This window comes from Parabacteroides sp. 52 (genome assembly GCF_010500925.1).
Lineage (GTDB): Bacteria > Bacteroidota > Bacteroidia > Bacteroidales > Tannerellaceae > QVMG01.
The window spans coordinates 38,629-62,714 of the sequence record NZ_QVMG01000005.1; the positions used below are offsets into that span (position 1 = coordinate 38,629).

The 24,086-nt window shown below is 42.0% G+C and carries 18 protein-coding genes; all 18 read right to left on the reverse strand.

Features of this window, described 5'->3' with window-relative positions:
• Positions 1-21: 21 nt before the first annotated feature.
• Positions 22-906: a hypothetical protein gene (locus D0T51_RS04805; protein ID WP_163725923.1), complete on the reverse strand. Its 885-nt coding sequence runs from the start codon at positions 904-906 to the stop codon at positions 22-24.
• A gap of 124 nt (positions 907-1,030) precedes the next feature.
• The gene (gene lsrF, locus D0T51_RS04810; protein ID WP_163725925.1) at positions 1,031-1,903 is read right to left on the reverse strand and encodes a 3-hydroxy-5-phosphonooxypentane-2,4-dione thiolase; all 873 of its coding nucleotides are present in this window, start codon (positions 1,901-1,903) and stop codon (positions 1,031-1,033) included.
• Positions 1,904-1,975: 72 nt separating this feature from the next.
• On the reverse strand, positions 1,976-2,590 hold the full coding sequence (locus D0T51_RS04815; protein WP_163725927.1) for a DAK2 domain-containing protein: 615 nt from the start codon (positions 2,588-2,590) through the stop codon (positions 1,976-1,978).
• Positions 2,591-2,594: 4 nt separating this feature from the next.
• A complete protein-coding gene (locus D0T51_RS04820) occupies positions 2,595-3,608 on the reverse strand; it encodes a dihydroxyacetone kinase subunit DhaK (RefSeq protein ID WP_163725929.1) in 1,014 nt (337 codons plus the stop codon).
• Between the two features lie 30 nt (positions 3,609-3,638).
• Positions 3,639-3,953: a hypothetical protein gene (locus D0T51_RS04825; protein ID WP_163725932.1), complete on the reverse strand. Its 315-nt coding sequence runs from the start codon at positions 3,951-3,953 to the stop codon at positions 3,639-3,641.
• A 43-nt stretch (positions 3,954-3,996) separates the two neighbouring features.
• A complete protein-coding gene (gene ccsA / locus D0T51_RS04830; RefSeq protein ID WP_163725934.1) occupies positions 3,997-6,447 on the reverse strand; it encodes a cytochrome c biogenesis protein CcsA in 2,451 nt (816 codons plus the stop codon).
• A 95-nt stretch (positions 6,448-6,542) separates the two neighbouring features.
• Positions 6,543-10,520 carry an SUMF1/EgtB/PvdO family nonheme iron enzyme gene (locus D0T51_RS04835; protein ID WP_203583325.1) on the reverse strand — a complete coding sequence of 1,326 codons (3,978 nt, stop codon included), beginning with the start codon at positions 10,518-10,520 and terminating at the stop codon, positions 6,543-6,545.
• A 69-nt stretch (positions 10,521-10,589) separates the two neighbouring features.
• On the reverse strand, positions 10,590-11,300 hold the full coding sequence (locus D0T51_RS04840; RefSeq protein WP_163725940.1) for a hypothetical protein: 711 nt from the start codon (positions 11,298-11,300) through the stop codon (positions 10,590-10,592).
• 41 nt (positions 11,301-11,341) lie between these two features.
• Positions 11,342-12,436 (reverse strand): endoribonuclease L-PSP, encoded by a 1,095-nt coding sequence (locus tag D0T51_RS04845; protein WP_163725942.1) that lies wholly within the window; start codon positions 12,434-12,436, stop codon positions 11,342-11,344.
• Between the two features lie 57 nt (positions 12,437-12,493).
• Positions 12,494-14,269, reverse strand: coding sequence for a YncE family protein (locus D0T51_RS04850; protein WP_163725945.1), 1,776 nt, complete (start codon positions 14,267-14,269; stop codon positions 12,494-12,496).
• Between the two features lie 9 nt (positions 14,270-14,278).
• Positions 14,279-15,088, reverse strand: a complete 810-nt coding sequence (locus D0T51_RS04855; protein ID WP_163725948.1) for an IclR family transcriptional regulator — start codon at positions 15,086-15,088, stop codon at positions 14,279-14,281.
• 152 nt (positions 15,089-15,240) lie between these two features.
• The gene (thrC, locus tag D0T51_RS04860; RefSeq protein WP_163725951.1) at positions 15,241-16,551 is read right to left on the reverse strand and encodes a threonine synthase; all 1,311 of its coding nucleotides are present in this window, start codon (positions 16,549-16,551) and stop codon (positions 15,241-15,243) included.
• Positions 16,548-17,756 (reverse strand): cofactor-independent phosphoglycerate mutase, encoded by a 1,209-nt coding sequence (locus tag D0T51_RS04865; RefSeq protein WP_163725953.1) that lies wholly within the window; start codon positions 17,754-17,756, stop codon positions 16,548-16,550. The genes thrC and D0T51_RS04865 overlap by 4 nt, the downstream gene beginning before the upstream one ends.
• A 101-nt stretch (positions 17,757-17,857) precedes the next feature.
• Complete coding sequence (locus D0T51_RS04870; RefSeq protein WP_163725956.1) at positions 17,858-18,202, reverse strand: four helix bundle protein; 345 nt, start codon at positions 18,200-18,202, stop codon at positions 17,858-17,860.
• A gap of 122 nt (positions 18,203-18,324) precedes the next feature.
• Complete coding sequence (gene thrA, locus D0T51_RS04875; protein ID WP_163725959.1) at positions 18,325-20,766, reverse strand: bifunctional aspartate kinase/homoserine dehydrogenase I; 2,442 nt, start codon at positions 20,764-20,766, stop codon at positions 18,325-18,327.
• 340 nt (positions 20,767-21,106) lie between these two features.
• Positions 21,107-22,036 (reverse strand): DMT family transporter, encoded by a 930-nt coding sequence (locus D0T51_RS04880; protein ID WP_163725961.1) that lies wholly within the window; start codon positions 22,034-22,036, stop codon positions 21,107-21,109.
• A gap of 380 nt (positions 22,037-22,416) precedes the next feature.
• The gene (gene tnpA / locus D0T51_RS04885) at positions 22,417-22,890 is read right to left on the reverse strand and encodes an IS200/IS605 family transposase (RefSeq protein WP_163725963.1); all 474 of its coding nucleotides are present in this window, start codon (positions 22,888-22,890) and stop codon (positions 22,417-22,419) included.
• Between the two features lie 342 nt (positions 22,891-23,232).
• Positions 23,233-23,829, reverse strand: coding sequence for a hypothetical protein (locus tag D0T51_RS04890; RefSeq protein ID WP_163725965.1), 597 nt, complete (start codon positions 23,827-23,829; stop codon positions 23,233-23,235).
• Positions 23,830-24,086: the final 257 nt, after the last annotated feature.

Sequence of the window (24,086 nt, forward strand, 5' to 3'; positions counted from 1 at the left end):
CTGACAAAGGTAAACGAATTATCAAAGAGGGCAAATAGCCGAAATCATCCCAAACGAAGCGTTGTCATTCAAGTTCCAGACCATTTTCCCCGAAGCATCCAACTCTATTAACTGAGGAGAATTAGCTTCCGAAGCATTCTTATCATGCCCCTGCCAGTTACATATATACAATCCTCCGTCTTTCGTCGGTTGCAATTGGGCAACAAAGAAGAGAGTAACTCCATCAATGTCTTTGGCATTCACTTTACGGAGAACTTCTCCTGTTTTATAATTCAATTCTATATAAAAGTGAGAATCACCACATCCAACCAACCAGTTGCCATTAGGTAGAGGAGCCATTCCAAAAGGGCTTCCCTCTATCTTCACAGAATGGAGTACTTTCCCTGCAGGGGAAACCTCCCATATTTCAGAAGCTCCAAGAAGTGGAATCATATAGTTCCCTTGTTCATTTTTAGTCACTTGCCTGAATTGGGAATGAGGCCTTTCCAATTTTGTTTCAAATTCGGTTTGGGATACGATCTCTCCTTTTGCGTTCACCTCCATTAGCACCGTTGGGGTACCACAGCGTCCTAACAGGCAATTCCCATTCGGCAAAACCTTTGCTGTTTGTATTTCCGTACCCTGCGGGGCTTCTATATTCCATATTTCTTGTTTGTCATAAGTGACCAGTTTGGCTCCCCGTCTATAAGAAAAAAGGATATGTCCCTCAGGAGTCATTGCAACCGAATTACACTCCCACCCTCTTTCCAATGGGTACTCCCATTCTACTTTTTTTGTTTCTTTATCTATAATAACTATCTTATTCCATCCGGAACCAGCTAATAATAAACGGTCTACTTTCTTTTCTGCCATAACATACATGGCAACAAACAAGGTCATTAACAATAAAACAAGTCTCTTTTTCATATCGTATCGGGTATAAGAAATAACTTTATCGTTTTAAATCTGTACAGATTTGTAATTGCATGGGAAGCCCGCAGCAAAAAGGGTGTCTCCAAGGTACAACCTTATGAAACACCCTTTTATTTTTTTATTTGGATAAATCCAAAAACAATTCATGTCCTTGATCAGGAGTTAAGCCATCATGCACTACCGCATGCACAGCCTGAATCATAGCAGCGGGCGCATCGCTTTGGAAAACATTACGTCCCATATCTACACCTGCAGCACCATCATTAATTGCATTATAACAGAGTTCCAATGCCTCTTTTTCCGGTAATTTTTTACCTCCGGCAATAACAACAGGTACCGGACAAGCCGCAGCTACTTTTTCAAAACCTTCACAATAATAGGTTTTGACTATATTGGCTCCGTTTTCTGCACACAGACGAGAGGCTAAACCGAAATAACGGGCATCGCGGGCCATCTGTTTACCCACAGCAGTTACTCCCATTACCGGAATATTGTAACGACTGCCCAAATCAACTGCCTTATACAAGTTGGCCACTGTTTTAGCTTCATAAGCACTATCACCAATAGACAACATTACAGCCATAGCGGATACATTCAAGCGAATAGCATCTTCTATATCTATCAATACATTGTCATTCAATTCGGTCAAAATAGAAGTGCCGGCATCCGAACGAAGACAAATCGGTTTGTTCACATTTGCCGGAACAGAAGATTGTAAAATACCACGCGTACACATGATACAATCAGCATATTCAATAAGAGGAACGATATGCAAATCGATACGTTCCAAACCGGATGTCGGTCCCATAATAAAACCGTGGTCAAAAGCCAACATTACAGACTTTCCTGTTTTCGGATTAAAGATACGGGACAATCTGTCCTTCATCCCCCAGGGTAAATTTGCCGCTCCTTTCACATGAAAAGTCTGAGAAGAAGAAGCAATACCTAAACCAAAGTCTGCACCTTCACGTAAATCATCTAAATCTGCCATATTTTTCTTTTTTCAAGAAGGAACTGTTTCCCTTTTGCATACAGAAACAGTCCTTCTTTGTATTATTAATTATTACAATGCTTCTGCAAATGCGGCAAACATACAACTCCAAGAAGTCGCACCGCTATCAGCCGATCCGATAGAACGTTCCCCGTAATTACGGGCACGTCCGAAATTTGCTTTCATCTGCACAGTCTCTTCTGCCCCTTTCAAAGCTGCATCAGCTCCTGCCTGCAGGATTTCTTTAATATCCGCCGAAGAGGAAGCTTGCATCGCTTCTACGGCTGGAATTAAAGCATCCATCATGGTTTTGTCTCCCCGTTTGGCCTGCGTTTGTTGTTGTACATTGGCAAGCCCTCCGGCAAACATAGCCTTTACACCGGCAGCATCCAATTCGGTTCCCTGCGCATGGTCACTCATGCCCAAAAGGAATGCGCCTAACAGGGTACTGGTCGAACCACTTACTTCAAGCATTACCCCCATCCCCATATCTCCCAACATGGATTTAAACTCAGTACCGTTTTGAGCCGCTTTGGTTACTGCCGTAAAAGCTGTCACAATAGCTGTTCCATGATCACCATCACCTATGATCGCATCCAATTGGGAAAATTCATCTTCCCGCGCTTTGATACGGAGAAGCGCATTATTCAGCATGGCTTTAAAAGCCTCAATGGTCAAATTCGTCATCTTTTTATTTGCCTATTGTTGTCCAATAAGGAGCATCCGCCTGTTTCTTAAAATAGTGAATATGATCGTTATCCAAGATGCCTATGATCATCTGAAAACCAGCTTGTTCCTGTACAGTCAGGATTTCCTGAATGCGGGATTCTGCTATTTCCATACCGCGTGCAACCAAGTCTTTATAAGCCTTACGGAAAACAATATTCAATTCCATCTGAGTAGTGGCACCGACTCCATTAATGATAAGCATTAACTTATCTCCGCTTTTTGGTTTCAGCTTCTGACACAATAGGTCTACCATCTGGGCTGCTGTATCATCTGCTGACACCAAGGCTCTTTGACCACCTCCGCCTTCTCCGTGTTGTCCCATGCCTATTTCCATGATACCTTCCGGTAGATCAGAAATAGTTGCATTATTTTGCGGGTGCGTACAAGAACGCATAGCCACAGCCAGCGTTGCCACATTCTTATTATAGCGTTCTCCTATTTCAATCAATTCATCCAATGATTTACCTTCTTCTGAGGCAGCTCCCAATATCTTGAATAAAGGAACACAACCGGCCAAGCCCCGACGATCATCGTCCGAAGCATCCAAACCGGCACTGATATCATCGTGTGTCATGATGCGTTTTACCTTTATACCTGCCCGTTCAGCCAGTTGGCAAGCCATATTGGCACTCATCACGTCACCCGCATGATTCAATACTACCAACAATATACCGACTTCACGTTTCATCAATTGTAAGGCCTGGAATAAACGTTGAGCTCCTGGTGCGGCAAATACATCTCCTACCACCGAACAGTCGAGCATACCTTCACCCACGAATCCGCTTAATGCAGGTTCATGTCCGGAACCTCCTAAAGTAACAATCGCTACTTTCTCTTCACTTTTGGGGTTAGCACGTACAACAATGTTTTCGCCTCCCATTTTTACTTTGTCACTATATGCTAATACATACCCTTCCAATAACTCTGGAGTCACCTGCATAGGGTCATTGATAAACTTCGTTTTCATTTCAGACATTTTGTTTTTTCTTTATAAGGTTTATATTTCTTACTTAATTTCCATAATTTCTACAGCAATACCTTCTTCTTCTATAAAAGCGATAGTCAGGTGTTCATCACATACAGCCGGGCCAAAAATCACTTTTTTCCCTTCCAGTTCTTTGGCCAGGTCAGGTACTGTATAAGCCATATGTGTTTCTTGCTGTACCAACTCAGGCAAACAGCTACCTTCTTCAAACTTCAGCCATTCTATTTTGTTTGGGCTTTTACTATAGTCGGTTAACCATACACTCAAACCTTCATTATATACAGCACCCTCTTTTTTCTCTGTAGTGATAATTCCTACGTGATTAAATGTTCTCATGATTCTTTCGATTTAATTATTAATATTAAGTTATTTCCTATTTTTATCTTTCATCTATCCCAATCGTCTTTTTATACTTCCACCGGGAAAAAACAGCCAGTATCGACACTATAATAGCAGCTCCATACAAATAGATAAATATATTATTTACATGATCATTCTGTCCATAAGAATGCATTCCGCTCAAAAAATAATTGACTCCGAAAAAGGTCATCAATACAGAAGCAAACGACAATACGGACATTAGATTAAATAACCAGGGATTATCCCATTTTTTCACCAGACGTAAATGCAGCGTAATAGCATAAACAACCATTGTGATCAACGCCCAGGTTTCTTTCGGGTCCCATCCCCAATAGCGTCCCCAGGATTCATTCGCCCAAACAGCTCCCAAAAAAGTACCTATAGTCATTAAAGCCAGCCCTATCAATAAAGACATTTCATTTATTATGCTCAATTCACGTATTCGTACAGAAAATAGGACAATATTCTTTGCTTTAAGGAAAAGTATCATAACCAGGTTGGTCAAACCGATCAAACAGCTAATGCCAAAGAATCCATAAGCTCCGACAATAACAGCCACATGAAACATCAACCAGGGGGACTTCAACACAGGCACCAAAGGATTGATTTCCGGATCCATCCAGTTTAATCCGGAAACAAATAAAATAATACCTGCAAATAAGGTAGCCAGTGAAAAAGTGACAGGACTGCGTCTTGCAAACAACAAACCGGCAAACACAGTTGCCCATGCCACATAAACCATTGTCTCATAGGAATTACTCCAGGGTGCATGTCCGGCAATATACCAACGGACACCCATACCAGCCATATGAAAAAGAAAGACAATAAAGACTCCGGTTCCCAAGAGCCACGAAATATACTTCATGCCTCTCTCCTGTTTAAATAATGAGACAAAAGAGAAAATGAGCATAAGTCCCCCAAGGATAAGATACCCTTTTTTACATTGCCGGAAAATATCCATCCGGTTATAGTGAATCTCCGCCCGAATACGTTTAGGATTTATATCCAGGGTTTTATTTTTTGCTTTCTGATAAGTATATATCATTTCGACAATCTCATCTGCTTTGGACCAATCTCCACTTTGCAAAGCACCCTGTATTTCTCCCAGGTACCAGGGAAATATCTGGGAAACAAAGAGAGAGTCTTTTCCTTGAAAACTCGAAAGATCATCTCCGGGAGCATACCAGGTATGATTGGGATCATCTTCCTGGGGGAAAAGATTCAGCATCTGATGATTTATCAACTGATGCATAATATTCACCTTCTCATCCAATTTCATCAGATCTTTATCAAAAGAACTGCGTTCTGCCGGCATTTTATTATAGGCATCTTCCAAACGTTGTTGAAGTTTGTAATTACCTTTATCATCAAACATTTCAATATATGCACACATCCCCTTCGACAAATTGAAGTGAGAGGACAATTCTTCATTCGACTGTATGATAAAGGGGACACGCATCCACATATCCGGCAAAGTAACCAAACTGATAAGAAACTGATCAGAGTTGAGTGTTCCGATTTTATCGGACTTATGCAATTTTCGTAATATTTCAGAGGAAAAGGTATTCACCGGAAGCATACGTCCGTTGGAGGACTGAATAGGTAATTCACTGAACTTAGCTGCATGCTCTGCTTCTATCGCATATTTTTGTATCGTAGCGAACATAGGGGAAGGAATCTCTTGGGCAGCCAAAGAAGAACACATACCAAAGACAGATAAACACAGAAGAGTCATAAAAGTCTCCTTTCGTAGCTCCTTTAAACGACGGCTTAAATACATAAACCGCGTATGTTTCCCTAATAGACTTAACACGAGTCCCGCCAATAACAACAGATAGCCCGTATAAGTAATATTTCTTCCCGCCACATCCTTATTTACAGATAAGACAGTTCCTCCCTCATCCTTATCATAAGAAGCCTGAAAAAAACGATATCCTTTGACATCCAGTATATTATTCATGTAGACTCTCTCCTTACGGGTTTCCCCATCCACATGTACCCATAGTTCACTCTCGTAAGAAGACGGACTGGAAGAGCCGGGATAACGAGTCAATGTAAATTTGATCAATTCAACTTCAAAAGGTAAGGTTTTAAAATAAGTATCCTTTGAGGTTCTAATAGCTATTCGATTATTCGATTCACCCTCACGCAGGTGCAGGATACCTTCTTCTCCAAAAATATGAGAGACCAAAGCTCCCAATAAAATAACAATAAAAGCAGAATGAACAAATATCATCCCCCACTTTTTCTGTTTCCATACCTGACGTTTTACGACAACCGTAATAAAATTTACGACCAGTAGGAATTGCAACAGAAAAAAAAGAGGAGAATAATAAACCATTGCCTTGGCAGCCAAGGTTCCATGATACTTTTCAATAAAAGTAGCGACAGCCAAACCTACGGCATAAACAACCAATAAAACAATCGTTGTAAGGTAAGAAGAGAAGATTTGTTCAATCTTTGTTTTCATATTATTCTTTTTAAAAGTTGGAAGTAAAATGCAAAAAGCAAAAATAGATATATTATGCAAACCTTTCGTTCTTTTACTTCCAACTTCTATACAATTTAATCTTCAATAATAACCCGGAAACCCACATTATATACACGTTGCCATGGATAATATGCTTTTCGTGCATATGCTGTTGAAAATTTAGGCCTTTCTATATAAGATCCTCCACGAGCCACCTTAAATTCGGAGGCTACTTTTGACTTTTCTTTATATGGATAAGGCAAATAATCCGAGCGGGTCCATTCTGCTATGTTTCCATGCATACTGTACAAACCAAATGGATTGGCTTCGAACTTTTTAGAATCTGTCTGGATCATATATCCGTCATCTACATTTTCTGCTTTGGGCAGATAAGTATAATACGGATACCAGAATGCTTTTTCCGACATCGGTTGTGGGTCAACACCACTTACGGCAAACTTATTGGTTGTTTTATCTGCCAGGTTTTCCTTCACACCGAAGTCTGCATTCAGATCACCATACCAAAAGTCCTCGTCACTACCTGCGCGGCAAGCCCATTCCCATTGTGCTTCGGTAGGCAATGTAATATTCAAACCGGTCTTTGCACTCAGCTGTTTACAATATTCCATAGCATCCTGATAGCTCACACGAATAACAGGTTGTTCCGGTAAGTTGGCCGGATATCCTGCATTCACATGGTCTTTCCACAACTGATCGACATAACGACTGTCATGATTCGGATAGATTACATTATACTGTGCATTGGTGATCTCTACCTCGGCCATCCAGAATGCTTTATTAATATTTACTTTAGCAGTAGGATAGGCATCGGATTCACCATTGTAACTACCCATTACAAACTGACCGGCAGGAATACGTACAAATGTCAATTTCACACCAGGTGCAATCTCTATTTCTTTACGTGTTTCTGTTTCTTTTGCCAACATGGATTTGATTTCTTCTGTTCCAAAAGGCCAACCTTTCACCTTAAGCACCTTTTCTTTTACAGGAGCCACCGGTTTCGGTTTCACTGGAGCAATCTCCCCTTTCGATTTCAAGTAATCGGCATAATCGGCAATTTCTTTCTTCCAGTCAACCCCCATATCACAGGCATATTTATTCATCAATTCGATACGGCGATCAATCTGCGGATATCCTTTGTAAGGGAAAGTTTTAATTGTATCTGCATTGAAATATCCCTTATCGGGAGCATTATAGTCAATCCATTGATACAACTTACGCCATTCCGCATCTGTCAGTTCCACATTGTAGTGTCCTTTTTTCAACACACGCACCAATTCACTGGTATTCGCATGATATTCATAAGGTTGTAAAACAATAATATCCGCTTCCGGTCCTTGACGATGCACATATGGATGCAGGTTCAAATAAGATGTTCCATACCCACGTTTATCTTTTGTTCCTCCACGCAGATCAAATGCCTTACGTTCACCTGTGTGACAGGTTATACAGGCCCGATCCAGAATAGGTTGTACTTCCAAATCAAACGTAAACGAGCGAACGCCCCCTTCCGGTAACGTCAATGGCTTGGGTGCCTTCTGCGAAGCAATTACACGTTTGGGAATAGGTATCTGATTCTGATCCTCATGACAACCTATACAAGAAACGACCTCACCCGGCTGTCCAGTAAACCAGCTACGCATCCACTGCACAGCCGCTCCCTTTTCATCTACCGGTTGGATAGAGACCGGTGTATTTGCCGGAATTTTGAATATAACAGAACCATCTTCTTCTACCGGAACAGTACCCAGAAAGCGTTTGATATCCCAACCACTCTGAATACCATGCCAGTTGTGGTCAGATGTTGTTTTTAAATAAGCATATTCATAGGCATGCAGACGAAGTTCTTTCACCGTACCCTTCGGTATATCACGTAAGCCTTCTCCTTCATAGATATCCTGAATAAAGACAGTCGCCTCTTTTTCATTCAACTTCACCCGATCCGGAATAACCGGAGGAGTCTGAGTCTTACGCACGACAATAGGACTAATGTATCCTTCACCTTCTACTTTCTGTAAGCAAGTCACATTATCAAAGACATCGACCAGATAAAGTCCCCACAGGTCATCCGGAGTCAGCTTCGCTGCAACAAGGAAATATTTGTCATCCAGAGGTGTCGGTTTAATAAACTGCGGCCACACACCATTGACCAGTTCGTCTTTGATCAACTCTACGATCGGACGGTTGCGGAATGGTATTTCCTGTATCATACCAGCAGCCCCTTTACGTGCTTTGGTCGGATCAAACAAAATCAGACGTCCTGAACGTGCCACACCATGATGGCCGGAAATGATTCCGGAAAAAGCAGAGGAATGTCCCGGCAAGGGTTGAATGTCGAATGTTGAGTTCGGAAACATATTTCCACTCCCCCATAAAGCTTTATTCTCTGTTCCATCCGGATTCATATGCATCACAATACGCGAATAATAATGTGTAAGATCGGTATATTCCCAACGGGTATACATGACACGTCCGTTATGCATAAGTACCGGATTCCAGTTTGCATCCTGGTCGAATGTCAGACGACGCATATTCTTTGTCTTCGGATCATACAGAACCATATTTCCTACAGGATCAGAACCACTGACACAAGGAACACCGTGGTAACCGATGTTAGAGTTTGCAATTATTCGTCCGTCAGGCAACCATGTACCATCATAAAATTCCAAGTCGGGTTCAAGCATTTCTATTATCGGTTTGCTTTCGCTACCGTCTAGTCTTGCCTCGAAAAGATTCCAGCGGTTATCCGGCATCAGCGTGGTAAACATCACCTTTTCACCATTCCAATGCAACTTCAGGTCAGCTATCGAACCGGTTGTTTCCGGTTTATAAACCGGACGCATTTGTATGTCCCCACGCAGATTGGTCAATTCAACAATTTCTGCATTGAAGCCCTTTCGGCGTGCTGATTCCTGGTTGCTCCAGTTATTTGCCTGCGTTCCCAATTCAGGTGCCATCGCACGACGGGCACGATTACCTAAAATATAACGGGAGGCGACCACCTTATCCCCATCCAATAATGGATTGGCAAACAGGATCGTTTTTTTGTTTTGAAGAGCCTTCTCGGCAGCAGCTAATGCCTCTGCATCTTCTGTATAGATTCCATCAAAACCTTTTTTCACCAGACTCTCCAGTTCATCCATGAGTGATTGATAAGTGGCTGCATCAAAATTCTTCATGCGTTTCATATCGGCAAAAGCCAAATGAATAGCCTCCATATTCAACCATTCCAGATCCCCCTGAAGTGTATACACATAATACATCCGTTCATACAAATTCAGGTAAGCACGTATCTGATTGTCTATATTTGTCTCTTTTTCAACAGCCGCTATAGCTGCCTTAAAATGATCATTCTTCTTCAACTTATCCAATAAAGCAAGAACAGCTGTTCTCTCCACAGAAGCATCGGTAGCTGTCAACCAACTCTCCAGTCCATCCAGGTTCAATGAGAGTTGACTCAGTTCCACAGGAAAACGTTCCATTAGCTTGGCTGCTTCCTCCTGTGGGTACATATTCACAATCCGGAAATAAACGCTGCCTACAGTCGATTGATCGGCAATACCGACCTCTGCTTCAAAGCGTATATATTCCTTGTTGACATCAAAGATCATCACTCCATCGGCATGACAAAGTACACTATGATCATACTTCACCCCTCCCATTGTCATGGGACGGCCATATAGATCCTGATTTTTACGGATATTACCCGAGCCACTTCGCCAGAAAGAGGGATCCAACTCATCCAGCCAAACAGATGTTCCGTCGGCTTTAATCAATTTGGCATTGCCCCATGTACCCCAATCCCAATCATTTCCATCAGGACCTGCCGAAGTCATCAAGACCAGTTTATCCTGCCCTGTGATATCTGCAGCAATAGGCACCGCTTTTTCTTTTGCTTTGATCCAGGCCGACTCTACCGGCATTCCGGCTTTCGTCAATATAGACCGCAATTCTTGTTTTTGTTTAATAGCTGCATCGATCCAATTTTCCGGTTTTGCTTGCTTCTTTTGTGCAGAAGCAAACAAAACAGAAAAAAGGAGTATCGATACCATTAATATTTTTTTCATGTATCTATTATAGGTTATACAATGTGGTTTATAACGAATTTACTTAAACATCATTTATAGAGAAGCCTCCGTATTGGAGAAACGCAAACCTGCACCATCATGGTAAGAAGCCCATTCATCCACAATCGCTCCTTCCGGACCAGCCATCAGGAAATGGAATGATTCTTCTTTCTTCAGATGTACGATATCACCCACCTTTTGCACAACGAAACTTTTACTTTTGATCGGTCCATGTTTCATCGGAATAACAGGTGCATTAGGTGTTTCATCTCCGATTTCTGAGAAGTTATAACACCAACCCTTTGTCACCATCCAGCTTTCGAATTTAGGTGCAAATTCCGTCTTCACATGTGCATGTTCCGGTATCATCTGTCCGGGCAACAAATAAATAGCATGGGCAAAATAACTATGTTCCTGGTCATTTACCCAGAACACACCACCCATTCCTAAGTTTTCAAAATCACCCAAACCAAAGTCTACTACCCAGAATTCCTTCTCCATAAAATCGGTAAAAGGTAGATCATAGAACTTTAACATGTCTTTCATCGCTTCAATAGCTACCGCTTCATTAAATTTGCCGTCTGTATAAAAATCGGCGTTTGTGTACTTTTTAGAATACTTCATTTCTTTTTTATCTTTACAATTAGTATCTGCGCAACAGCTTTCTTCGTTCGCTGCCGTCTTATTTCCACCAGCAGAACAAGAGATCATAGAGAGGACAAATATGCCCATACAGAGAGATTTGATTACATTCTTTTTTTTCATGATTTCATAAGTTTATTAATAGTAAATTATTTATGTTATTCTTATTCGACAGCAATTCCTTCAATCTCTATCAAAAGCTCATCCCTGCATACATCCGCCCACATATAAGATATAGGTATATTCAATGCATACATATCCATCAACCGAACGGCTTCTTCATAATCTTCGGGATATTTGAGATATACACGGAGTAATTTAATTGTAGCATCGTTAATCAGCTCCATTATATTCTCCATAGTAATCTGCAACTGTTTCTCCAGCCCGACACCATGCAGACTTTCTTCTCCACGAATAGCTGCCGTTCCCGAAATATAGACCAAACGCCGGTCTCCCAAAGTCAGACTTTTTGCCCGTTCAAATTTGGGTGTTGTTTTTTGGTTGCATGCATTTTCCAGTACGTTCTCCGAATAGGCATGTGCTGCCACCTGTAATTTATTATCAATAGCCGTAACAAAAGCCTCTTTATCCCGAAAAACGACAGCATCCAAATCCACCAAAATCCCACCCAGGTTGGCCCCAATACCGGTAGCCGCAGGATAACCCTTTGTCCACTTAGACTGGGCATAATAAGCCGACCGGGCATTATTAAATGCCTGATAATGCTGATCTTCTCCTTCGAATGACGTAATCCGTTCTATATAATTCCACTGACGGGTGATCTGTTCTATCGGAAACTGCTCTTTCTCAAGCACCGCCTCCACTTGATCAAATACATCTTCTGATTGTTGTTGGATACTATCTTGTTCGACTTCGCCCTGAAATCCTCCGGCAAAAAGAAATCGACCGACTGCATTCTCCAACACCACATAGGGATTCTCTTCTAACGAACGAAAATGGATCCTGTCATCCGGATCAGGCAATAGACTATGCACTTCGACAATCAATGGTGCATCCAATGGAGGTTGCGACACATAACTAAGGGTCGGTTGGGCTTCCCCAAAGTGTTTATCTACTTTTTCTCGCAACAGACGTTTGCGCGTTACATATTCTTTATTCGAACTGGGTGTTCCGAAAAAAACCAAGCGTAATACCACCTCATGGCTCGGTATCTTTGCCAGCAATTGCTCCACCATAGCGGAAAATTCATTTTTTTCCGCCGTATAGATATGATATTTTATTTTATCGCAATAATTCATTTTATTTCTTTTTCCTCTTTTCCCTTGAGACGTTCTCAGGTTATCGTTCTATTCGGATTAAAGAGAATTTACATATTCAGTCAATGCTTCTATGTCCTTTTTCGACACTTTTTTATCAATTCCATGTTTATGGATTTCAAAGACATCCTGCATCGTCGCCGCCCTGCCATCAAAAAGGTAAGGAGCAGTACGCCATACCTCCCGCAAGGTGGGTGTATCCCATCCGGCATCAAACTCGATATCTTCACCAATACGATATAATTTACCGTTAGTATAGTATGGTCCACTATGACAATCACCGCATTTCAATCGTTCAAACACTTTACGTCCCTCTTTGGCTTTTTCTGAAAGCTGCCCATTTACCAGATAAGGACTTGGCACGGCTTCCAAACCTTTCAGATACACATTCACACATTCCAGTGATTCTTCATCCAGATTATAAAATTGAATATGTGTAAATCCGGCCTCTACAGCCACTTCGGCTTTCGCGCGAATACCGGATATCATACAAGGAGGTGTCACATGACTATAAAGCAGACTCTTGCAGTTTTTGGAATTCCCCACACCATCATTCATTAAATCCCAGTTCATTCCATCCATACGCCCATCTCCCGGGTGGCATCCGTTACAACTCTGCCAGTTCTGAAAACAATTGGCTGCATCGTTAAAGAACTTCTCTCCTTTTTCTGCTGCCGACTCTGTACGACCCGGGTTTATATCCGTAGATGTAACAGTCAATGTCTGTACATCCAACACATTCAATATATCCGCAAAATAAGTCGGAACGATTAATTTATCGTCCGTCAAAGTCATAATACGAGGGCCATTCCCTGTCATCGGTATTCTTTCACGCATACCATACAAAAAGCCCAGGTCATAATCCAGAAGTTCTTTATTGGGGTATTTTTCAAATTTATCAAGCATGGCTTTATGGTCGATCACACTCACTTCATGTGTCCCCGAATGGGCCACAAAAATAGAGGTTTCGTTACATAGGATATCCCAAACACCGGCTGCTCCACGTTCCGGTTCATCCACCAGAATCGCTCCGGCAAATGTTTGTTTTTCCGTATCTATTATGCTAAATGCACTTGTATTCATCCACCCCTGTTGCAACTGAGAGGTAGGAACGGTGAAGCGTCCGAGATTATGAGACACATATACATATTTTCCGTCAGGAGTCACACAAATACCCCGTAACGCATTGCTTCCGTTTGCCAGCGGTATATCCTTTACTTTTTTGAATGTTTGCCTGTCAATGACTGAGACACAACAGGTCACAACATCCAGGTCCGCCCGCTGAGCCGGCAGAAAGTTCGTGACATATAAATATTTTCCATCTTTACTAAATACGGCAGACTTCGGTTCACGAAGCACCTGCACGGTCCGTAAAACCTTATAAGAGACCGGATCAATCTCACTCACCGTATTAGCAAACTGATTACATACATATATATATTTCTTGTCAGGTCCATAAATCGGGTAACAGCTTCCCGATCCGGTAGGTATAGTCGCTTCGATCTGTCCCGACTTCAAAGAAAGAATTTGCAAATTTCCTCTCGATTCAAAAGTGGTGATATACACTTTATCCTCTCCAAGCAAAAGACCGGTTGGTACCTCATTCAACGGATAGGAACGAAGCAACACCTTTCCATCCGGAGAAAACACATCTATGCGTTTAACTCCTTTTTGAGAAAGATAGAGTTCCCCTTTCTCATTCATTTGAATACCTGTCGTAAAAAAGGGTGAATGATCCGCCGCTGCTAGTCCCAGACAACAACAGAGCAAACATCCCATCCATAAACTTTTAATCTTCTTTGTGTGTGTTTTCATAGATTTGATTTATCTTTTTTGCGTTTTGCTATATCCCAACTCATTGGATATCTGAACAGCCACCTCTTTTATTGCTATAACTGATGTCTGTATAGTTTCTCTTGTCAATCGGTCTTTGGGACCCGATATCCAGATAGCCCCACAGGGGTAACCGGTATAATTAAAAACCGGGGCACCTATACATATTACACCACTCATTTCCTCTTCGTTATCCAAAGCATACCCTTTCTCGCGCACCTTCTCTAATTCATCCAGATAATCTTGTCGGTTCGTAATCGTATGGGCATTATATCGCGCAAACTTCATATAAGAGAGATAACGTTCCCGTACCGTATTGGGCAGATAAGCCATAATCGCTTTTCCGGGTGCGGAGCAGTGCAGTTCAAAAGGTTTGCCGGGTGAAAGCATAAAACGAAAGGTATGATGCCCCTGTGCCTGTTCTATAAAAATACCTTTCTCATCCCCCAGGACCCCAAAACAGGCAGTTTCTTTGACCCTGTCCCGGAGATCACGCAGGCGCGGAACCACCGCTTCCAGTAAATTATGTTCATTTAACGAACGAAAACCCAGATTAAGGATCTTCATGGAGAGTTTATAACGTTTATTATCTTCGTTATACAACAGATAATCCAAACGTACTAAAGTATTCAGAATACGGTAAGCTGTAGTCTGTGAAATATCTAAGGCTAACTTTATCTCCTGCAACGACTTCCCATCCGGACGAAGAGACAAATATTCCAGTACAGCAATGCCTTTCTCTAGATTGGGTACCTTGTAATTGTCCTCGTTCTTTTCCATATTTGGAAGAGTTGTTTTCATATTTGAAATAATGTTTCAGATTTAAATCAAAAATAAAAGACAACTCGAAAGAAGCAGGATTAAATATCTAAAAAGACGTTAAGTATGCTTTATAACACATCATGCAACAAAAAAAAGGAAGAAATAAAAAATTTCATTTCTTCCTGATACGATTATTGCGCGAGTAAATACTTTTTGAAAGTAAGAAAGTTTGTATCTAACTCCACACTTTGTTTTTCACCTTTCATAAAAGCCTGTAACTTAATTGGTATATCTATATCCGATGCCAAGATCTTATCTACCGTACCTTTAAATTTGGCCGGATGTGCTGTTTCAAGGAAAACACCCGATTCTCCCGCCTGCAATCCTTTCTTCAACGCCTGATAAGCACAAGCCCCATGTGGATCCAACAGATAGTTTTCTTTTTCAAAAACCTGCTTTATGGTAGAAGCAATCTCTTCATCCGTAAAACGATACCCGGATATAAGACGTTGTATATTTTGCCAAACATCCCCTTGGGAAGCATACAAGTCCAGGATACGCGCAAAATTGCTCGGATCACCCACATCCATTGCATTGGCGATCGTTGCCACAGAAGGCCGTGCCGTATAAACACCTGTATGCAGGTATTCCAAAAACACATCATTTCGGTTATTGGCTGCAATAAACCGTTTTATAGGTAAGCCCATCCGATGAGCGAACAATCCGGCTGTAATATTTCCAAAGTTTCCGCTTGGCACACATACCACCAGGTTGTCTGCCTTTCCGATTTTGTCTAATTGGGCATAACTATTGAAGTAATAAAACGACTGAGGTAAAAACCGGGCTACATTGATTGAATTAGCCGAAGTCAACATCATATGTTCATTCAACTCTTCATCCATAAAGGCGGATTTGACCAAAGCCTGGCAATCGTCAAAGGTACCGTCTATCTCCAATGCCGTTATATTTTGTCCGAGTGTAGTAAACTGACATTCCTGGATAGGGCTTACTTTGCCTTTGGGATAAAGCACATAGACATGCACTCCTTCTACTCCCAAGAAGCCGTTTGCCACAGCGCTACCTGTATCTCCGGAGGTAGCCACAAGTACATTGACTTGTTGGATACCCTCTTTCTGCACAAAATAGCCTAACAAACGAGCCATAAAACGAGCACCCACATCTTTAAAGGCTAAGGTTGGTCCATGAAATAACTCCAAACTATATATAGTCTCTGTTACAGGTACAACAGGGGTTTCAAAAGAAAGGGTTTCTTTCACTATACGATCCAGGATATCCGGCTCTATATCTTCTGCAAAAAAAGCACGTGCCACCACACAGGCTATTTCATGGAAAGACATATTTTTCAGATTGGCAATAATATCCTGATCCAATCTATTTATACGTTCAGGCATATACAGGCCTTTGTCTCCCGCCAAACCTTTAACCACAGCTTCTTCCAGAGAAGCAAGTGGCGCTTTCTTATTTGTACTGTAATATTTCATTTCTTCAATAATTCTTTCATAAATTGATCATTCTCTAAAACACCGTATTTCCCTTTCAACACCGATTGTTCATCATAACAGGTGACATTGTCCGGTTCTTCTCCCGGTTTATACAAGATAAAAGGAATCGGCTTGTTCGTATGTGTACGTAAGGCACAAGGCGTCGGGTGATCCGGTAAGATCGCTATAGCCACAGGTTCATCCCACCTTTGCAATTCATCATAGATTATTCGCACAAGCCGTTGATCCAGGTACTCGATAGTCTTTACTTTCAACTTTACATCGCCCTCATGTCCGGCCTCATCACTTGCCTCTATATGAAGATAAACAAAGTCATTCGTCTTCAAGGCCTCCAAAGCCGCCTTGGCTTTTCCTTCATAATGGGTATCATACAAACCGGTAGCACCCGCCACCGGTATATTTTGTAGTCCGGCATAGACGCCTATTCCCCGTATTAAATCAACAGCCGAGATAACAGCTCCTTTCTCAAACCCATACATATCCGGCAGGGTCTGCATAGCCGGACGATAGCCGGGAGACCAGGGCCATATACTGTTTGCCGGATCTTTCCCTTCTGCTATACGTTTCTTATTCACCGGATGCTCCATCAGTATCTTTTGTGACTCCAGGATAAGTTCATTCAACAGCCGGGCCGTTTCTTCCGCTTCGGCCACCTCCGGTTTGATTAATAACGGCCGGAAAGGATGAAGAGGCACATCATGAGGAGGTGTACAATGCAATCGTTTGTCTCCTTTTTTAATCACCAACAGATGTCGGTACGAAACCCCTGTATGGAATTTCACCCGTTCCGTTCCCAATCTTTCATTCAGGTATTGAATCAACTCATCGGCCTCTTCCGTATGTATATGTCCGGCAGAGTGATTCTTCAGGATCTCTCCTTTCACGCATATCAGGTTGCAACGCATAGCCATCTCGTCGGGTTGCAGTTCCACCCCTATACTGGCCGCTTCCAACACCCCTCTTCCTTCATACACCCGTGGGAGATCATATCCTAAGACAGCCAGGTTGGCCACCTCACTACCCGGATGAAACCCATCCGGCACCGTTCGCATTTGACCGGTAACGCCCATAGAGGCCAATTTGTCCATATAAGGGGTATGCGCAAATTGCAAAGGCGTCTTATACCCTAGTGCCTCAATAGGCTCATCGGCAGCACCGTCGGCAAGAATTATTATGGTTTTCATAATAATTCGTTGAATTGACAATTGACAATTGACAATTGACAATTGATAGTTTGCCTAGTTAATGTAATTTTAAAGTTTGGATATTTTTGTTTCATTACATTTTATTTTTTACTTGACCTAACAATACATATAGTAAGTCTGACTAATTCCTGACAATCATTTATTATAGAATCATATTCAGAATCAGACAAATAGCCTGTATCCTTTAACAACATGATCCAATACTCTGATTCATTTGCCTCTTTCAGGGCAATATTCATCTTATTCACAAAGTCAGCCCGGGATTGCGCATGTTCGGCTTCCCGAATCAATGCTCCTATGGCCGTTCCCGAACGCAACAACTGCTTAGACAACACAAATTCTTTTCTCTTACACAAAGCCTTATATAGCTTCACAATCCGTATGGCAAAGCCATAAGACTTTTGCATAACAACATTCTCTTTCATAGTTTCTAATTTTGGTTCTACAATTCTCTTTTATTTGGGTTTTTGATTTCTCAAATGTTGAATTTTCAACCCCAATCTATTCATTGTCAATTGTCCACTGTCAATTTTCAATTTCTCCATCGCTAACGGATGTTAGCGATGGAGATGATGTCCGAGAAAACCCCCGCCGCCGTCACATCCGCTCCGGCGCCATAACCTTTGATCATCATAGGGTATTCGTTATATCTTTCGGTGGAGATCATGATGATATTGTTGCTGCCTTCCAATTCATAGAAAGGGTGATGACTTTCTACCTCCTGTAAGCCGACCTCACATACTCCCCGGTTCATGGAAGCCACAAAACGAAGGTGTTTCTTTTCATTGGCCAGCTTCTGACGCCGGGTTTCAAAGGCTTTATCCATTTCCTGCACATTAACCCAGAAGTCTTCCAACGATCCTTCGAAATAAGCGGCCGGCAAAAGCGGTTGTATCTTCACATCTTCTTGTTCCACCTTATAACCGGCTTCCCTGGCCAGGATAACCAATTTGCGCACCACGTCTTTCCCACTCAGGTCGATACGCGGATCCGGTTCAGCATAGCCCGCTTCTTTGGCCATAAGGATGGCTTTGCTAAAAGGTATATCTGCCCGGATCGTATTGAAGATATAATTGAGCGTACCGGATAATACAGCCTCCAACTTCAAGATATGATCTCCACTGTTGCGAAGGTCATTCATCGTATTTATAATAGGTAGCCCCGCCCCTACGTTGGTTTCAAAGAGGAACTTTATATCTCGCTTACGGGCCGTTTCTTTCAGGTTTATATAATTCTCGTACGACGAAGAGGCCGCAGTTTTATTGGCTGCCACTACCGATACGTTATTATTCATCAATGTTTCATACAGGCCTGCCACTGCTGCATTGGCTGTGCAATCCACAAATACCGAGTTAAAGATATTCATTTGGGAAATCTCTTGACAAAGTATTTCCGGAGTACAAGCCATTCCTTCGGCTTTCATATCCGCCACACAGGTCTCCAGGTTCAGTCCTTCCCGGCAGAACAAAGCCTTTTGGGAGTTAGACACCCCTACGACTCTCAGTTTCAATCCGTTTTTCTCCATCAGTTTAGGTTGTTGGATACGGATCTGCTCCAATAGGTTGCCACCTACTGTTCCGACACCGGCGATAAAAAGATTCAACACTTTGTATTCGGACAGAAAAAAGGAATCATGAATAGAGTTTAATGCCTTCCGTAAGTATTTATGCTTGATAACAAACGAGATATTTGTTTCCGATGCTCCTTGTGCACAAGCAATCACACTGATACCAGCACGTCCCAAAGTACCGAACAACCTTCCGGCAATGCCCGGTGTGCGTTTCATATTTTCTCCGACAATAGCGACTGTGGCCAGGTCTTTCTCTGCTGTCATATCACTGATCTCTCCCAAAGAACGTTCCAGGGCAAATTCGTCATTGAGCACCTGCACAGCCAGATCTGCGTCCGCATTACGCACGGCAAAAGTGGTATTATTCTCGGAGCTGGCCTGAGACACCATAAAGACACTGATGCCATTTTTAGCCAAGGTCTTGAATATACGATAGTTCACCCCAATCACACCGACCATACCCAGGCCTTGCACTGTGATCAGACAGGTATCATTGATAGAAGAAATACCCTTGATAATCGCTTTCCCTTCCTCTTTGACTCTTTCTTTGGAGATATACGTACCCCGGGCTTCCGGATTAAACGTATTGCGGATACGGATCGGGATATTCTTATGATATACAGGATAAATCGTCGGAGGATAAATAACTTTAGCACCGAAGTTACAAAGTTCCATTGCCTCGGTAAAGCTCAAACGGTCGATCACATAGGCAGAGCTAATCACCCGCGGGTCGGCGGTCATAAACCCATCCACATCCGTCCATATCTCCAGGATAGAAGCATCCAATGCGGTTGCCAATATAGAAGCCGTATAATCGGATCCCCCGCGTCCCAGGTTCGTCACCTCTCCTGTCTCTACACTGGTAGAAATGAAACCAGGCACAAGAGATACCTTGGGCAGGGGAGTAAATATCTCCTGAATCAGTTTATTGGTTTGTTCAAAATCCAGGATATGCTTATTGAACTGCGGCCGTGTCTTTATAAATTTACGCGCGTCAAACAGTTTCGCCTCCTCGATGACATGGGCGATAATAACCGAAGAGAGACGTTCACCGTAACTCACGATCGTATCCGACGTTTTGGAGGAAAGGTCATTGATCAAATAAACACCTTTGAAGATATTTCCTAACTCATCCAAGAGAGACATCACTTTGGCCTGCACTTCGTCACGTACTTCTTTATCGGGGATAACACCCTCTATGACATCCAGGTGACGGGTAACGATTTCGGCATATGCTTTTTCATACGCTTCGTCTCCTTTAGAGGCCATTTGTGAGGTAGCCAATAGCTTATCGGTTATACCTCCTAGGGCAGAGACGACAACAATGACAGGCTCTTCTATTGCCTCTACAATCTTCTTTACATTCAATATGCTATTGACGGAACCTACGGACGTTCCACCGAATTTTAATACTTTCATTGTATTCAAACTATTTTGTATGGTTGAAAAGAACCGGATAATACCGGGATAATAATAAGGATGCAATATTCAAATTGCAACAACGCAGGGCCTGGCCTCTGCCATTGTTATTTGTAGATTCTTACCCCCCAGGGGGTCATTAATGCCCATGTATAATATGCCAGGCTGTAATCCATCGTTTGTAGTCTCGTATTATATTATGTGGACAAACTTACATATTTTTTTTCATATGCAAACTTTTTTGGGGAAATAAGTGACATTTTTAATCCTTTGAATCCATTTTTCATCACTTATTGTTTTTTCAAAAGGATAAAATCTTCCTTTTTTTTCAGATCAACCCCTACTTTTCTTTTTTTTCTCTTTCGATATCGGCACGACTCTTACTTTGAGTTACCATATAGACTCCGACAAAGACAAATACGGCAGCAAGTAATTTCTGTAAGCTGAAACTATCCTGCCCGACAAGTACAGCGATAAAAGAGGCAACAACCGGTTGGGCATAATTATACATACTGACGGTAGTCGGACGAATGCGCTTCAATGCCATCGGTATAAGTAAATAAGGAATGAACGTTGCCCCAAACAATACATAGAATATGGCTGTCATTTCTTTATAGTCGGGAACCGCATGATGGAAAGCCGGCGACTCCAGGATATGATTAAAAGAAAAAGGCATTAACAGAAGGGTGGCAAACAAAAACATCCACTTCATAAGGGTCACAGAGGAATAACGTTCGGTTAAAGGTTTGGACAACACCAAATAAAAAGAATAAGCGAATCCGCTTGTCACAATCATCAGGTTACCACTTAAACTACTGACACGCCCTGTCCCGGTATCCACCGATTGAAGAATCAACAATACCGCTCCTGTCACACCGAGCAAAACCCCCAAAGCCTTCTGCCGCGTGATCGGTTCTTTCAGGAGGATAGCAGCTAAAATCATCACGAAGATAGGGACAGCGGTGGCTATAATAGAGGCATCCACCGGAGAGGTCGTATTCAAGCCTTGAATAAACAATCCCTGATTCAATGCAATCCCGCAAAACGAGCAGATAAACAAAAGCCTGATATCCTTTAAAGGCACTTTCTCCTGTTTGACAAACAAGGATGTAATCCAGAACATCACACAGGCAAAAGCCATACGCATAATAGTAAGGGCTTCAGGCGTTAAATGTGCCGGAAGAAGATACTTGGAAATAGGCATATTGATAGCAAACAATACGTTGGCTATCAGAATAAGGACATGTCCTTTTAGCTTCTCATTATTCATGCAACACCTTTCTTCTTTGTTTCACGACAAAGGTAGTCTTTTTCTATACAATGCCTCCCCCTTAACAGCGAATTAAATGCACTCTTCCCCCAAAGAGTAAGCATAACAACAATGTATCCCGAAAGGATCACCCATATCAACGATATATCCCGAAGGGATCACCCATGTCAACGATGTATCCCGAAGGGATCACCCATGTCAACGATGTATCCCGAAGGGATTTCATGTGAATAACCACGGGATGCACATCCCGTGGTCAAGACCTAAGCTACAACGAGCCCTGAAAGGGGTCAATAACAGTATCCTATTCACCCCCTTCGGGGCTGAGGAAGACCACACACCCATGAACCACGGGATATACATCCCGCGGTTATTCACAGTCAACCCCTTCGGGGATGGGAGGAAAAGCCAGGTAAATATCGATCGTCTATTTCTATATCAAATTCGGCAAGTAGTTTCTTGTATTCTTCTTCAAAAGAAATGCCTTTATGATGTTCACGTTGTTTGCGGATATAGTTTTCTACCTTCTCTTTATCACGCCAAGTATATGTAAAGGCGGCATATCCTTCCGCCCAGCCACTAAAATAGGGAAAAAGGCCAGAGGAGGATAACCAGGTAGAAGTTGCACGCTTGATATCTCTTACATAATCGGCTAAAGCAATGGAAGGATGTAAACTGGAAAGGATATGGATATGATCTTCCATGCCATTGATACGGTATAAAACACTTTTCTTTTGCTTGATTATCCCCCATATATATTTATATAAGACCTCTGAATGTTCAAGGGATAAAGTCGCATTACGCTTTTTTGTACAAAATACAATATGATATAAGATTTGCTTGTAGCTTGACATTGATGTTAAGGTTTTAAGGTTTCAATAAATACAAATATACAAAAATTCAGAATTCACAGCTACGATATCTACAAAATAACACAAGATTACAAACCTATCCCGAAGGGATCACCCATGGCAACGATATATCCCGAAGGGATCACCCGTAACAACGATGTATCCCGAAGGGATTTCATGTGAATAACCACGGGATGCACATCCCGTGGTCAAGACCTAAGCTACAACGAGCCCTGAAAGGGGTCAATAACAGTATCCTATTCACCCCCTTCGGGGCTGAGGAAGACCACACACCCATGAACCACGGGATATGTATCCCGCGGCTTTCACAGTCACTCTTTTCTTTCAAGGAGTAAGGGTATAGATTTTTCGGTGTTTCTTTCCGGATAATGTCAAAAAGCCTTCTGCACAGAAAGTGTCTAAATCCTTTTCTGCCTGGTAACGGGAACAGTCTTGCAGTTGCGAATAGGCCAATACATAGATATAGACATTGTTTTCCAAGTAATGTTTCAGTTTCTTTTTCCGTTCCTCCAAGGTGAATTTCTTTTTCTTTAACCCACTTTTATCTACATAGATCTCTGTCCATCTGATCCTTTTGCGCAGGGTCGGACTGGGTCGGAAATTCACACCGTTTACCGCCACCTTTAGTTCCATTTCCCCGTTCTCATTCGTTTCTGTTTCTGTCGCCATCGACAAGGAGAAGATGCCCACCTCTTCCATATCCAACGTATAACCTTCCCGCAATGACTCCCCGATATAGATAGCAATTCCATCTAATACAGCTTTGATCTGTGCCGAATTAATTCCTTTTCCATACAGGGTATCACAGATTTCACTCAGTCTTCGGATTCCTTTGGATTGTACTCTCGCATGAAATTTTTTTTCAGTTTCCCCACTTGTGGTTGGTTGGGGTGTTTCGTAAATACCTACATGTACTTTCATAGTTGTTTGGTGTTATAATGATGTGCAATATCGCCGGAAATAAAATGGCTGATGATTGTCAGCAATTTTGCCGATAATCGTCGGCATTTTTGCTGATATATATCGGCACTTATGCTGACAAATATCGGCAAATATATTTACCGGCAAAAAAAGGAAAGTATATTCTTCAGCATATTATATTCACTTCTGGGGCATGGGCAGAACTTTTTGTAAGGAAATATAGTTTCATTGTATTAACTTTGTCGTCTCTATCTAAA

Bases quoted from the DNA above. Each gene is read 5' to 3' on its own strand.
- D0T51_RS04805 (WP_163725923.1), bottom strand. From the start codon at position 906: ATGAAAAAGAGACTTGTTTTATTGTTAATGACCTTGTTTGTTGCCATG.
- lsrF (WP_163725925.1), bottom strand. From the start codon at position 1,903: ATGGCAGATTTAGATGATTTACGTGAAGGTGCAGACTTTGGTTTAGGT.
- D0T51_RS04815 (WP_163725927.1), bottom strand. From the start codon at position 2,590: ATGACGAATTTGACCATTGAGGCTTTTAAAGCCATGCTGAATAATGCG.
- D0T51_RS04820 (WP_163725929.1), bottom strand. From the start codon at position 3,608: ATGTCTGAAATGAAAACGAAGTTTATCAATGACCCTATGCAGGTGACT.
- D0T51_RS04825 (WP_163725932.1), bottom strand. From the start codon at position 3,953: ATGAGAACATTTAATCACGTAGGAATTATCACTACAGAGAAAAAAGAG.
- ccsA (WP_163725934.1), bottom strand. From the start codon at position 6,447: ATGAAAACAAAGATTGAACAAATCTTCTCTTCTTACCTTACAACGATT.
- D0T51_RS04835 (WP_203583325.1), bottom strand. From the start codon at position 10,520: ATGGTATCGATACTCCTTTTTTCTGTTTTGTTTGCTTCTGCACAAAAG.
- D0T51_RS04840 (WP_163725940.1), bottom strand. From the start codon at position 11,300: ATGAAAAAAAAGAATGTAATCAAATCTCTCTGTATGGGCATATTTGTC.
- D0T51_RS04845 (WP_163725942.1), bottom strand. From the start codon at position 12,436: ATGAATTATTGCGATAAAATAAAATATCATATCTATACGGCGGAAAAA.
- D0T51_RS04850 (WP_163725945.1), bottom strand. From the start codon at position 14,269: ATGAAAACACACACAAAGAAGATTAAAAGTTTATGGATGGGATGTTTG.
- D0T51_RS04855 (WP_163725948.1), bottom strand. From the start codon at position 15,088: ATGAAAACAACTCTTCCAAATATGGAAAAGAACGAGGACAATTACAAG.
- thrC (WP_163725951.1), bottom strand. From the start codon at position 16,551: ATGAAATATTACAGTACAAATAAGAAAGCGCCACTTGCTTCTCTGGAA.
- D0T51_RS04865 (WP_163725953.1), bottom strand. From the start codon at position 17,756: ATGAAAACCATAATAATTCTTGCCGACGGTGCTGCCGATGAGCCTATT.
- D0T51_RS04870 (WP_163725956.1), bottom strand. From the start codon at position 18,202: ATGAAAGAGAATGTTGTTATGCAAAAGTCTTATGGCTTTGCCATACGG.
- thrA (WP_163725959.1), bottom strand. From the start codon at position 20,766: ATGAAAGTATTAAAATTCGGTGGAACGTCCGTAGGTTCCGTCAATAGC.
- D0T51_RS04880 (WP_163725961.1), bottom strand. From the start codon at position 22,036: ATGAATAATGAGAAGCTAAAAGGACATGTCCTTATTCTGATAGCCAAC.
- tnpA (WP_163725963.1), bottom strand. From the start codon at position 22,890: ATGTCAAGCTACAAGCAAATCTTATATCATATTGTATTTTGTACAAAA.
- D0T51_RS04890 (WP_163725965.1), bottom strand. From the start codon at position 23,829: ATGAAAGTACATGTAGGTATTTACGAAACACCCCAACCAACCACAAGT.